The organism is Altererythrobacter sp. B11 (assembly GCF_003569745.1).
GTDB lineage: Bacteria > Pseudomonadota > Alphaproteobacteria > Sphingomonadales > Sphingomonadaceae > Croceibacterium_C.
The window spans coordinates 3,621,407-3,634,218 of sequence record NZ_AP018498.1 but is presented as its reverse complement, the minus strand read 5'-3'; the positions used below and the strand labels follow the sequence as shown (position 1 = coordinate 3,634,218).

Sequence of the window (12,812 nt, the reverse complement as noted above, 5' to 3'; positions counted from 1 at the left end):
CTGCGTCTGCGGTCATGCTGTCTCCTGTGTCTCTTCGGGCGCGCGGGGATCCAGCGCCGCGGAAACGGGCGTGGTTCGCGGCAGCACCTGGTAGCTTTGCTGCTGATGGGCGGGCACCGGTGCGGTGCGGGCCTGGCGCCACAGGCCGAACAGCAGCGCGCAGCCGGCACAGGTGGCGATGAAAAGGAACAGGCCGGGCGCACCGGCCACGGTCATCACACTGGCACCGGCCATCGGCCCCGCCGCGGCGCCGGCGGAATAGGCGAGGACGAGGCCGCCGCTCGCGGCCACGCGCTGCTCGGGGCTCAGATGGTCGTTCGCATGCGCCACGCACAGCGGGTAGAGCGCGAAGCTGAGCCCGCCGAATATGGCGGCGAGCGCCAGCAGCGGCAGGCCCGGTTGCTCGATCAGCGCGATGCCCACGCCCGCGGCGAGCGTGCCGCCAAAGGCGATCACGATCACGCGGCGCCGGTCGAACCGGTCGGACAGCAGGCCGAGCGGCCATTGCAGCGCCACGCCGCCGAAGATGACCGTGCTCATGAAGATAGCGATGGTGGACAGTTCCATGCCCATGCGGCGGGCATAGACCGAACCCAGCGCGTAGAACGCGCCCAGCATCAGCCCGGTGATCGTGGCCCCGACGACTCCGAGGGGCGAGATCTCGTAGAGCGTTCTGACCGATAACGTCCCGCCGCTTTCCGGCGCGGGCGCGCTGATGCGGGTGAGCGCCACGGGAATCGCGGCCAGTGAAATGAGGATCGAGGCGACGAGGAAGGGCATGGACGGCTTGCCGTCCGACAGGTTGAGCAGGAATTGCCCCAGTGCCTGCCCGATGTAGAGCGAGATCATGTAGCCGGCGAGCACGGTGCCGCGATCGGCGCTATCCGCTCGCTCGTTGAGCCAGCTTTCCAGGCAGACATAGACGCCGGCCACGCAGAAGCCGTCGATCAGGCGCAGCGCGGCCCACAATGGGGGGCTTTCGAACACCGCATAGCTCAGCGTGCTGGCGGAAAAGAGCGAGACGAAGGCGGCGAAGGCGCGGATGTGGCCCACCCGGCTGACGAGGCCGCCCGCCTTCAGCGAGCCGAACACGAGCCCCAGGAAATAAGCGGTGCCGATCACGCCCACCACCAGCGCGCTGTTGCCGCCCCGCTCCAGCCGCACGCCCAACAGGGTTCCCATGAAGCCGCTGCCCGCCATCAACATGAAGATGGCGAGCAGCAGGCTCCTTACAGGGCCGATTGCCTTCAGCATGTGAAGGCAATCCTCAGGGGCGGGATGGTTTCCGCCACCATGCGGCTCAGGCCGCCGCGCGGCCGGCCGCGGCGTCGGCGCTTTCCACCAGTTCGACGTGCAGCGCCTTGATGGCCTTGTCGAAATCCGACCGCTCCACGATGAACTGGACGTCTACATTGCGGATCTGGTGCTGGATGGCGATCATGCCCACGCCGGCTTCGTCCAGCGCGCTGAGGGCGCGCGGAACCAGGCCCGGCTCCGAAATGTCGCTGCCGATGGTGGCGACCATGGCCGCCGGCTGGGCCGTGATGGCTGCGCCGGGGAAGGCCTCCTCCAGATCGGCCACCGCCGCGGCGACGGCCGAAGGGCTGCCGCTCAGATAGTGGGTGATCGTGTTGGCGTTGGAGGATTTGCTGACGATCCAGGTGCCATGCCGCGCGAGGATATCCAGAATCCCGCTGTCATAGCCCTTTTCGCCGACCATGTTCTGTTCGAAGAACTCCAGCGCGTGGAGCTCCCGCACACCGGTGACGATCTCCACCCGCGGCTGGTCGGAGACATATTCGCCGCAGATCAGCGTGCCTTCATCCTCGCGGTCGAAGGTGTTGCGCACGCACAGCGGGATCTTCGCCTGCCGCAGGCCGCGGCCGGCGCGCGGATGGATCGCTTCCATCCCCAGATTGGCCAGCTGATCGGCCACGTCGTAATTCGTGCGGCCGATCTTCCGTGCGCGATCCTCGCCCACCAGCTTCGGGTCGGCGCTGGAAAGGTGGAACTCCTTGTGGATGATCGCCTGCCGCGCCTCGGTCAGCACGGCGATGCGCGAGAAGGTCATTTCGGAATAGCCGCGCGCATAGCGGCGCACCATGCCGCCTTCGCAGCCGGCATAGCCCGTGACGATGGGCATCTGCGTGGCGAGGTCGATCGGCTCCAGCGCCTTGCGGATGCGGTCGTCCAGGCTCGCCTTGTCTTCCTCGCTCCAGAGAGTGAGGTCCACGAACACGGCGTTCACGCCCCGGTCGCGCAGCAGCAGGGCGGTGGAGTGGGCGCTGTGCGCCTCCCCCAGCCCCGCCAGCATCTCGCGCACGGTGACGAGCTGGTCCTTCAGCGAAAAGCGGTTGTGCCCGCGCAGCCGATCGAGATCGGCCAGGCAGGAGCGCATGGATTGCACGCGCTGGTGGACGAAGCGGTTGGCCTCTTCCAGGCTTTCGCTGCGGGCGAACATCTCGGCGTTGCGCTCGCACATCGCCTCGCGGACCCGCTCCAGCGCTTCGCGCCAGGCGGCATCGTTGCGCAGGAAATGGGCATAGACGCCCGGCTCGCCGGACTTCTTGTGCTCCAGCAGCAGGTCCGTCATCCCCGCATAGGCGGAGACGACGAAGATGCGCTGATACAGATCCGCACCGCTGCGGCCCGCGATCAGGACATTGTCGAATACGGTGGAGGTGGCGGCCATAGAGGTGCCGCCGATCTTTTCTACGTTATGTTCACCCATTAGGCGGCAACCTTGTGCAGCGACCCTGCCTGGGCCTGTATCGGGCGGAATTCTCGCGCGGCGATGAAGTCCGGGCGCGGCTTCTCCGCGCCGAAGGGCTTCTCCAGCCGGTTGGACATGGCGTTATAGACCAGGAAGGCATTCGCGCGCGGGAAGGGCGTGATGTTGCCGTTCGAACCATGCATGGTGTTGCAGTCGAACAGGATCACGGAGCCCGGCTTCCCGGTCGGCGCATCGATGCCGTGCCTGTGCGCCAGATCGGCGAGGTTCAGCTCGTCCGGTACGCCATATTCCTGCTTCTTCAGCGACATGCGGTAATGGTCGTCCGGCGTTTCGCCCACGCAGCTGACATAGGTCTGGTGCGAACCCGGGATCAGCATCAGCGGGCCGTTGTTCGGCGTGTTTTCCGCCAGCAGGATCGACATGGAGAGCGCGCGCATGCGCGGCATGCCGTCTTCCGTGTGCCAGGTCTCGAAGTCGGAGTGCCAGAAGAACTCCTTCCCCTTGAAGCCCGGCTTGTAGTTCAGGCGCGACTGGTGGACGTACACCTCGTCGTCCAGCAGCCAGGATGCCACGCCGGCAAGGCGGGCATCGGCGGCGACGCGGGCCAGCAGCGCGCTCTGTTCGTGAATGGCGAAGATGGAGCGGATTTCGCGGCTGCCGCGCTCCGCCACCACCGTCTCGTCGGCGAGGGAGGATGGGTCGGCCAGCAGCCGCCCCATCTCGCCCTGCAGCGCGCCCAGTTCGGCGGGATCGAACACGTCTTCCAGCACGAGATAGCCGTCACGCTCGAACCGCTCGACCTGCTCGCGCGCCAGCGGCGCGCCGGGTTCCCAGCTGCGATAGACGGTGGGATCCTGCCGGGGCAGGAGCGCAGGCTCCGCCCCGGATCGGGATGGATAGATATCCTTCATGGTATCTCCCCTGTTGTTGCGGTGTTTCAGCTGCCCGAAGTGCTTTCACGCATGGCATCGGGGGCCGGGTATGCGCCCGTCTCGTCATGAACCTCGCGGCCGGTGACCGGCGGGTTGAAGACGCAGGCGGTCAGAATGTCGGTTTCCGGCCGCACGATGTGTTCGTCATTCTCGTTCAGCGCGTAAAGGATGCCGGGCTTCAGCTCGTGGGTTTCCCCGGTGCCGAGATCCTCGATTGTGCCGGTGCCCTTCAGCACCATCACCGCTTCGAGGTGGTTCTTGTAGTGCATCCTCAACTCGCTGCCGGCGAGCAGCGTGGTGAGGTGGAAGGAGAAGCCCATGCCGTCGTCTTCGAGCAGCAGGCGGGCGCTCTCCCAGCCTTCCGAGCTGACGTTGTGGTCACTCTTGCGGATTTCCTTGAGCTTGCGGATGATCATATCGTTTCTCCTGGTTCAGGCGGCCACGCCGAGGGCGGGCGCGAGTTGCTTGCGAATGGCGTGCTCGAGAATGTCGAGGCCCGCGGTCAGCAGGTCGTCCTCGATCACGAGCGGGGCGAGCACCTTGACGATCTCGTCATTGGCGCCGCTGGTTTCGATGATCAGGCCCTGATCGAAGCAGGCCTGGGTCACCGCGTCGGCGATCTCACCCGAACCCACATCGATGCCGCGCATCATGCCGCGGCCGCGGGTCTGCAGCCCGTGCTCCCTGGCCATGGTATTGAGGCGGCTCTCCAGCAGGGCGCCGCGGCGGGCGATATCGTCCTGGAAGGTGCTGTCGGCCCAGAAGTGGCGCATGGCAGCCGTGGCCGTCACGAACGCGTGGTTGTTGCCGCGGAAGGTGCCGTTGTGCTCCCCGGGGGACCACACGTCCAGTTCCGGGTGGAACAAGGTCAACGCGAAGGGCAGGCCCATGCCGGAAAGCGATTTCGCCATGGTCACGATGTCGGGCGTGAAGCCCATGCCTTCGAAGCTGAAGAAGCTGCCCGTGCGGCCACAGCCGGCCTGGATATCGTCCACGATCATCAGCGCGCCGTGCTTCTTGGCGATGGCGGCGATGGCGCGGAGCCATTCGGGCGATGCGGCGTTCAGGCCGCCTTCGCCCTGGACCGTTTCCACCAGAATGGCGGCCGGCGCGTCGAGCCCGCTGGAGGGATCGGACAGGCGCTGGTCGAGCAGGGCGGCGGTGTCCACGTCGTCACCGAAATAGCCGTCGAAGGGCTCGTGCGAGACATGCGACAGCGGCACGCCGGCGCCGCCGCGCTTGCCGGCATTGCCGGTGCAGGCGAGCGCGCCCAGCGTCATGCCGTGGAAGCCATTGGTGAAGGCGATCACCATTTCGCGGCCGGTCACCTTGCGGGCGAGCTTGATCGCCGCTTCCACCGCATTGGTGCCGGTGGGGCCGGTGAACATCGCGCGGTAATCGAGGCCGCGGGGCGTGAGGATCACCTCTTCCAGCGCTTCGAGAAAGCGTTCCTTGGCATCGGTGTGCAGGTCCAGCCCGTGGGCGATGCCGTCGGCGGAGATGTAATCCAGGAGCGCGTCCTTGAGCACCGGATGGTTGTGCCCGTAATTCAGCGAGGCGCAGCCGGAGAGGAAATCGAGATAGCGGCCGCCATTGGTGTCATGCAGCCAAGCGCCGTCCGCGCGGTTGAACTGGCGCGGCATGGAGCGGGAATAGCTGCGCACGCCGGATTCACGACGATCGTAAATGGCGGTATCGGGCGCGGCCAGGGTAGGCCGGGGAGTAAGAGTCATGAGATTGCTCTCCGTTTTTACTGGGATTGGGTGGGTAGCGGCGCGATGCGCGCTTCCCATTCGGTGTCATGAGCGCCGGCGAAATGCGCCTGGCGCTCGAAACGGGGGCTGCGCTCCAGCGTCGCGCCATGGCGGCGGGCGAATGCCTCGAACAGCGACCATGATGCCGTGTTATCGGCTGTCACGGTGGTGGTGAGCACGCGGGTGCCGGCAAAGGCCGGGCGGCCACGCAACTCTTCCAGCATGCGCATCGCCAGCCCTTCGCCCCGCGCGGCAGGGGCCACGGCGACCTGCCAGATGAACAGTGTGTCGGGCGCCGCCGGGGGGCGATAGGCCGAGATCCAGCCGAGCAGTTCGCCGCCACGCTCCGCAAGCACGCAGGTGTCGCTGAAGTCCGTGCATTGCAGCAGGTTGCAATAGGCCGAATTGATATCGAGCGGCGGGGAGGCCGCGATTAGCGCCGTCACCCGCGGCCCGTCTTCCGCTCGCGGTGCGCGCAGTGCAATGCCGCCTGTCGCTCGTCCAGACTGGGAGCCCTGCTGCGAATCGCGAGACCGGGGCTCTAGGATATCTTCCATAGCTGAAATATCTGTTTCCTCCGGTGTATCTTTCTGTCTTTCGTTTGCGCGGCGTCATGTAGGGATTGAGCCGGAAATCTCAACCCCTGTGGGCGCTCGGCACGGCATGTAATTCCGAAAGCGAAATATATATACTTCCAAAGGCGAATTATCTTTGTCACTTGGCCGAAGCGGCGCCGCGGGCTAGCCCTGTGGAATGAACGATGATCTCACCACGGCTGCCTTGCGGGCACTGCGGCGGATTCTGCGCAGTTCGGATCTCAGCAACCGGCAGCTGGCCACGGCGACGGGACTTACCCCTTCGCAATTGCTGCTGCTGCAGGAAGTGGCCGACCGGGGGGAGACCACGCCGACGGAGCTCTCCGCCGCGCTTCAGTTCAGCCAGGCCACCGTCACCAACATCCTCGATCGCCTCGAATCCGGCGGGCTGGTGGCGCGCCAGCGGGGGGAGCAGGACAAGCGGCGCATCCATCTGACCGTGACGGAGGCTGGGCGGCAGGCGATCGTGTCCGCGCCCGACATGCTGCAGGCGCGCTTCAGCGAACAATTCGCCACCTTGCCCGAATGGGAACAGGCGATGATCCTAGCCGGGCTCGGCCGGCTCGCGGACATACTCGGCATTGCCTCGCGCGATGCGGCGCCGCTGCTCGATTCCGGCGCGATCGACCGCACCACGGGACATTGAACGGGGCTGGCAGGTGGCTGCTGCCCAAGGATGATCGCCGATCCTTGGCGTCGCGCCGCTTCCCGGTTATGACCCAAGCCTCCGGGGGGAGCAGCGGGAAATATGTGGCGTTTCGAGGGGGTTACGTTTGACGAGGCCAGCGGTCGGCTGGAAGCCTCGGGTAGGATCGTCAATCTGGATCGCAGTAGCCAGGCGATTCTCAACCTGCTGATCGAGGCAGCCGGCGCTCCGGTCGGCAAGGAGAAGCTGCTCCGGGCTGGTTGGCCCGACCGGCTGGTGCATGAAAACTCGCTCGCTAAGGCGATCGGCCGGCTCCGCGAGGCGCTGGGCGAACAGGGACTGGCGCTGAAGAGCGTCTATGGTCAGGGCTATCGGCTCGCCGTACACGCGGAAGCGGTGCCCGCCCCTGTGCCGGTGTCTCAAGGCCAGCCAGCGAGTGAAGCCAACGATCCGCGGGCCCGCCGAACAGGCGTTGCCCTGGCAGTAATAGCGCTTGGCGTCGCAGCCGCGGGTCTTGTAGGTATGTTTGCTATCTCGCGACGTGACCCCGGCAATTCGCTGGAACTCGGGGAGGCGCCGGATCCGCGCGGGCGTGTCCTGTGGGTGGACGATCACCCTGCCAACAACATGGCCGAGCGGCGCTGGCTCGAGAATCAGGGCATCGCCGTCTATGCCGTGGTCACCACCGACGAAGCGCTGGCTCTGCTTGCCATGTACACATATGACGCAGTGATCTCTGACATGGGACGGGGCGATCAGCCTTTAGCGGGGCTGAAACTCAGCGCCGAACTGCGCCGGCGAGGGGATGACACGCCGCTCTATATCTACACCGTCATGCCCTCGCGAGAGCAGCGCCGGCTGGTGGCGCAGGCTGGAGGCAATGGCGTAGCGGTAACGCCGAAGGCGCTTTATTCCACAGTCCTGCCGCAGATCGGCAAGCGAACCCGGCAGGGCGGTGCGCTTCTGACCGAACGTGTCAGGAGCCCAGATTAACGCGCGTTTACCGTACTTTGTCCCTGATTGGGATAAGTTCGCATTTCATAATTTTTCAGAATTCGAGGAAAGATTTCTTCGCGGCTGCAGCCAACAAGGCCCCCACACAATGGGGGACTGAATCCATGAATGCCAATGACACCGCCCGTGGCGCCCGGCGGACCCGCACCGTCCTGCGTGCAGGCACCGCGCTGCCTTTCCTTCTTGGCGCGTGGCCGCTTCTGGCCCAGCCGATCACCGAAGATTCCGCGCAGGACATTGATGTCTCCGTCGCATCTGCCAGCGGCACGCCGGTGGCGATCGAACTTACGAGCGGCGGCTCCATTACGGCTTCCGTCACGGAGGTGACCGCCACGGCCCAGGCGGCCGACCGGGATCACGTTATTGGACTGGAGACATCCGGCGGCGGCGCCATTTCCGGCACCTTTGGCTCGATCGTCGGGACCGGCGACGGCGAACTGGTAGGCATCGAAGCCGCGGGAGCGGGCGACATCACGCTCCAGGTGGGTTCGCTCGATCTGGCCGGCACCGCCACCGCCGGGATCGCCGCCCACAGCTCAAACGGTTCCGTACTGATCACTGCGGACTCGGTGATTGCCCGCGGCACCGGCGAGGATTCGCAGCAGGAATTCTACGAGGCCGTGCTGGCCACGTCGGATAACGGTTCGGTAACGGTGAATGTCGGCTCCTCCGAGACCTTTGGCCAATACGCCTCCGCCATCGTCGTAAGCTCAGGCGGGCAGGCGATCGTCACGGCAGACAGCGCCGCGATCCATTCCGAAGGTGCCGTGGCGGTTTCCGTCGTCAGTGCGGGCGACGCTTCGGCGGATCTGGGCGCGGTGACGTCGACCGCTACCACGGGGCAGGGCGTGTTCGTCCAGTCCAGCGGGGGCGATGCCAGCCTGAATGTCGATAGCATCGAAATCGGGAGCGATTCCGAAGCGGCGCGGGTGCTCGCTGCAGGCGATATCGATGTAACGATCGGCTCTATCCAGGCCGGTGGCGGCCTTACGGCTCGCTCGACCGGGGGCGACACCACCGTTCTGCTGACGGGCGAGATCGTGGGCAGCACCTATGGCGGCATGGAAGCGACCGGGCAGAACGTCAGCGTCACCATGGCATCCGGCAGCTCGATCACCGCTGCCGGCGCCATGTGGAACGGTATCTTCGCATCCGGCGAGCAGTCCGTCTCGATCTCTGCTACCAACATTCAAAGCACCGGTCGCTCGATCGAAGCAGTGAGCGACGGTGCCGTCGACATCAACGTAGCCGGCAATACGCATTCGAGTGGCTCCGTCGCCATCGAGGCGTCCGGCTCGGAGGTCACCATCGCCACCGCAGCAGGAACCATCACCAGCGGGCAGACGGGCATAAGCGCCACCGGCACTTCCAACGTCGCGATTACCAACGGGGGAGCCGTGAGCGCGGGGGGCGACGTGGGCAGCGCGATCTGGGCTCAGTCTCAAGGCCCGATCACCGTCGTGTCAGAAACAGTGTCGGTCACCGGAGCGGGGGCGGACCCCGGCGTGCGCAGCGATGGCAGCAATCTGCGCCTCGAGCAGGGCGGCATCATCGTCGAGCAGACCGGCGGTACCACGAATGCGCCGATCACGGTTGATGCCGGCTCGGTCACGGTGGCAGGGCAGCATCGCTATGGCATCTCGGTGCGCGGTGGTTCGGCGATTACAGTCACTGCGGATGACGTCTCCCTGGAGAGCGCGGATGCCGTAGCCGTCGTCGCGCGCGGCGGCGCAGGCGCGGTTTCCATCACCACGGGCACCGTCACAACCACCGGCGCCAGCGGCGTGGGCGTCTTCGGCAACAGCACGACCGGCGCGGTGACGATCAACGCCGGTGTAACTCGCGTGGAGAACACCGGGCTCGCCGGACCGTTCTCCGGTGATGCGGTGTTCGGCAGTTCCGGCAGCGGCACCGTTTCCATTACCAGCGCGGATGCCTTCAGCGCTGGTGCAGAAGGCTCCGCAGTCGTTGCCCTGTCCGCGGGCGATGTCAGCATCGTCAGCGGGAGAGCTGAAACCAGCGGTGCGGATGGCACGGGCATTCTCGCCCAGTCCACCAGCGGCGACGCGGTGGTGGAAAGCACCAACCTGATTACTTCCGGGGCGGATACGTTGGCGCTGGGCGTTTTCGCCAGCAACGGCCGCGCCGCGGCGACCACCGGCGATGTGACCGCGACCGGCTCCGGCGCCACCGGCGTAGTCGTCACCGGACGCCAGGCGGAAGTCCTGGTGCACGGCACGGTGCGCAGCACGCAGACTGCAGTCATGGCACAGTCGTTGACGGGCTCGGCGGATGTCCTCGTGCAGGGCGCGGTCGAATCGACGGCGGGCCAGGGTGTCGTGGTGATCGGGCTGGACGGTATGGTTGAGGTGGCACAGGGCGCCACGGTCACTGCGGCGTCAGCGGGCGTGGTGTTGCTGGGCGGGCCCCAAGGCGGCTTCTTGGATTTGTATAATTACGGGACGATCAGCAGCAGCGGTGCCGCGGCCATCGCCGCCATGCCGCTGAACGCCCAGGCGGCGGCTCCGGACATATATATCCTGAACAATGGCACGCTGACGGGCCACGATGGCGTGGCGGTGCTGACCGGCTCCGGCGATGATACGCTGGAGTTGCAGAACGCCTCCCAGATCGACGGGATCGTGGATCTGGGCGATGGCGACGACCGGCTCTACCTCGACATAATCGACGGCTCGACCCAGACGTCCCCAGGGCAGGTGGTCGCGACGCGCAATGTCGAAGGGCTTTCGGTAGACACCGGCACGTGGCGTGCATCGGGCACGCAATCGCTGTACGATTTTGTGGACCTCGAAGAAGGTGCCACGCTGATCGTGGCCGAGAATTCCGACGGCGAGCTTGCCATCCTTGCTTCCGAGATCGAACTGGAGGGAGAACTCCATCTCGAACTGATCAGCAATGAGGACGACGGCGATCTTGGGGGCAGCACGATCACCGGCGCCGGCTCGCTGCACCTTACCGGGCCTGCCCGGATCGAACTGGCCGATGCCAGCGGGCTGCAGCACACCGGCGGCACCTTCGTGGAGAATGGCGAGCTGCTGCTGACGACGGTCTATGGCGGCGACATCACCACCAAGGGCGATGGTGTGTTCCAACTGGGCGAAGGCGGCGATTTCACCGGCGATCTGGTGAATGACGGCACCTTCGTGTTCGCGCGCACCGACGATTACAGCTTCGTGGGCGATTTCAGCGGCAGCGGCCGACTGACCAAGCAGGGTTCGGGCACGCTGACCTTCGCTGGCCTCTATGCCTTCACCGGCGTCACCAACGTGATGGGTGGCGAAGTGGCCTTCGCCGGCCAGCTGGGCGAGGATACCGAACTGGAGCTGGACGATGGCGTGGTGGATCTCTCGCAGGTCGAGGGTGGCCAGCAGCAGATCGCCCAGCTTTCCGGCCAGGGCGGCGTGCTGAACCTGGGCGAGACCAAGCTGACCATCGAGCAGTTTGGCAACACGGTGTTCGCCGGCTCGATCACCGGCATGGGCGAACTGGTGAAGACAGGGCAAGGCGACCTCAAGCTCAATGGCGACGGACGCGGCTTCACCGGCACCGGTCAGGTGAGCGGGGGCACGTTGTCGGTCAACGGCGATTTCTCCAACGCCGGCTTCACCGTGGAACAGGGCGGCAAGCTGGGCGGCGCGGGCACAGTGGGCGCGACGCAGGTGAATGGCGGCACGCTGGCGCCGGGCAATTCGATCGACACGCTGACCGTCAACGGCAATGTGACCTTCAACGCCGCATCCATCTTCGAAGTGGAGGTGGATGCCGCAGGGGCCGCGGACCTGCTGCAGGCCACAGGGGCGGCGGCGCTGGGTGGGGCGAGCGTGAGCGTGATCGCCGCCAGCGGCAGCTACCGGCCGGTGACGGACTACACCATCCTGACGGCGGCCGGGGGGATCAACGGCACCTTCGGTGCGGTGTCCACCAATCTCGCCTTCCTCGATCCTTCGCTGAGCTATTCGGCCAATGCGGTGACGCTGCGGCTGGTGCGCAACGATACGGATTTCGCTGCTTATGGCACCACCGCCAGCCAGCGGGCCATCGCCAGCCTGATCGAAAGCCAGGGCTACGGCACCACGCTCTATGACGCGGCGCTGACGCTGATCGACGCGGATGCGACGCCCAGCTTCGCCAGCCTGACGGGAGAAATCTATCCCGCCTATGGCGCGGCCATCGTCGAGACGGCGGAGATGCTGCGGCGCCAGTCGGCCGGAAGCCTCGGCGGGGAGGGCAGCTATGTCTGGGCCAGCGCGCTCTACAACAACGTCTCCAGCGGCCATGGCGCGGGTGCCATCAAGCTGGATGGCAAGGGTGTCGTCGGCGGCCTCGGCTTCGGCGCGGGCGGCTTCTCCGCCGCGGCCGGCGTCGGCCTGCTGGATGAAGGGCAGAGCGGCGGCGATTTCTCCGATGGGGACATTACCTTCGCAATCGGCCAGCTTGCCTATCACAGCCCCGCCGGGCTGGCGGTGAGTGCCGGCGTGCAGTTCGGCTGGATGGACGGCAGCACGCGCCGCAGCACCTCGCTCGGCAGTGTCACCGGCTCGGTCAGCGGCAAGGCCAAGGGCGATTACCGGCAGGTCTTCGGCGAAGTGGGCTATCGCGCGGCCATGGCCGGCTTCGCTCTCGAACCTTTTGCCGGCGTCAGCCATGTGGCCACGGATTTCGATCCGGTCGCCGAAACCGGCGCCGCCACTGCGCTGGTAGTGAACGGGCTCGATCGGGACGTGACCTTCGGCACCGTGGGGCTGCGGTTCTCGGGCGAGGGCGAGGCGGCCGTGCGCCCCTTCGGTTCCGCCGCATACCGCCATGCCTGGGGCGATCGCGGCAGCGCGGCTGCGGTCGGCTTCGCCGGCCTGCCCGGTACTGCAGCGATTGCCGCCGTGCCGATCTCCCGCAACGCTGCCGTGATCTCCGCCGGCCTGTCCGCCCGCCTCGGCACAGCGGACCTGCGCATCGGCTATGACGGCACCTATTCCAACGGCTTCAACGATCACGGGCTGACGGGAAGCGTAAAAATCCGCTTCTAAGGCGGGGCGCAGAACCCTTCGCCAGCTTGGATGAGTGGGGGTGGGGCGGCGGCCGGTGCACGGCTTCCGCCCCATTTCGCATTCTCGGGCC

9 protein-coding genes are annotated in these 12,812 nt (G+C 66.2%); 3 read left to right on the top strand and 6 right to left on the bottom strand.

The window, feature by feature from the left end:
* Positions 1 to 12: 12 nt before the first annotated feature.
* From AEB_RS17050 to ectA, 6 genes are read right to left on the bottom strand one after another with little or no spacing between them, the layout of a single operon-like run.
* Positions 13 to 1,254, bottom strand: coding sequence for an MFS transporter (locus tag AEB_RS17050; RefSeq protein WP_119084197.1), 1,242 nt, complete (start codon positions 1,252 to 1,254; stop codon positions 13 to 15).
* Between the two features lie 46 nt (positions 1,255 to 1,300).
* Positions 1,301 to 2,731, bottom strand: coding sequence for an aspartate kinase (locus AEB_RS17045; protein WP_119084196.1), 1,431 nt, complete (start codon positions 2,729 to 2,731; stop codon positions 1,301 to 1,303).
* Entirely contained in the window at positions 2,731 to 3,645 is a 915-nt protein-coding gene (thpD, locus tag AEB_RS17040; RefSeq protein WP_119084195.1) for an ectoine hydroxylase, read from the bottom strand. Before thpD ends, AEB_RS17045 begins: the two co-directional genes overlap by 1 nt.
* A 26-nt stretch (positions 3,646 to 3,671) precedes the next feature.
* A complete protein-coding gene (locus AEB_RS17035; RefSeq protein ID WP_119084194.1) occupies positions 3,672 to 4,082 on the bottom strand; it encodes an ectoine synthase in 411 nt (136 codons plus the stop codon).
* 15 nt (positions 4,083 to 4,097) lie between these two features.
* On the bottom strand, positions 4,098 to 5,399 hold the full coding sequence (gene ectB / locus AEB_RS17030) for a diaminobutyrate--2-oxoglutarate transaminase (RefSeq protein ID WP_119084193.1): 1,302 nt from the start codon (positions 5,397 to 5,399) through the stop codon (positions 4,098 to 4,100).
* 17 nt (positions 5,400 to 5,416) lie between these two features.
* Complete coding sequence (gene ectA, locus AEB_RS17025; protein WP_231958805.1) at positions 5,417 to 5,866, bottom strand: diaminobutyrate acetyltransferase; 450 nt, start codon at positions 5,864 to 5,866, stop codon at positions 5,417 to 5,419.
* Positions 5,867 to 6,173: 307 nt separating this feature from the next.
* Between ectA and AEB_RS17020 the strand changes: the two genes are divergently transcribed.
* The 3 genes from AEB_RS17020 (at position 6,174) to AEB_RS17010 (ending at position 12,721) form a co-directional block, all read left to right on the top strand.
* Positions 6,174 to 6,662 (top strand): MarR family winged helix-turn-helix transcriptional regulator, encoded by a 489-nt coding sequence (locus AEB_RS17020; protein WP_119084191.1) that lies wholly within the window; start codon positions 6,174 to 6,176, stop codon positions 6,660 to 6,662.
* A gap of 102 nt (positions 6,663 to 6,764) precedes the next feature.
* Positions 6,765 to 7,655 carry a winged helix-turn-helix domain-containing protein gene (locus AEB_RS17015; RefSeq protein WP_119084190.1) on the top strand — a complete coding sequence of 297 codons (891 nt, stop codon included), beginning with the start codon at positions 6,765 to 6,767 and terminating at the stop codon, positions 7,653 to 7,655.
* Between the two features lie 125 nt (positions 7,656 to 7,780).
* Complete coding sequence (locus AEB_RS17010) at positions 7,781 to 12,721, top strand: beta strand repeat-containing protein (RefSeq protein ID WP_119084189.1); 4,941 nt, start codon at positions 7,781 to 7,783, stop codon at positions 12,719 to 12,721.
* Positions 12,722 to 12,812: the final 91 nt, after the last annotated feature.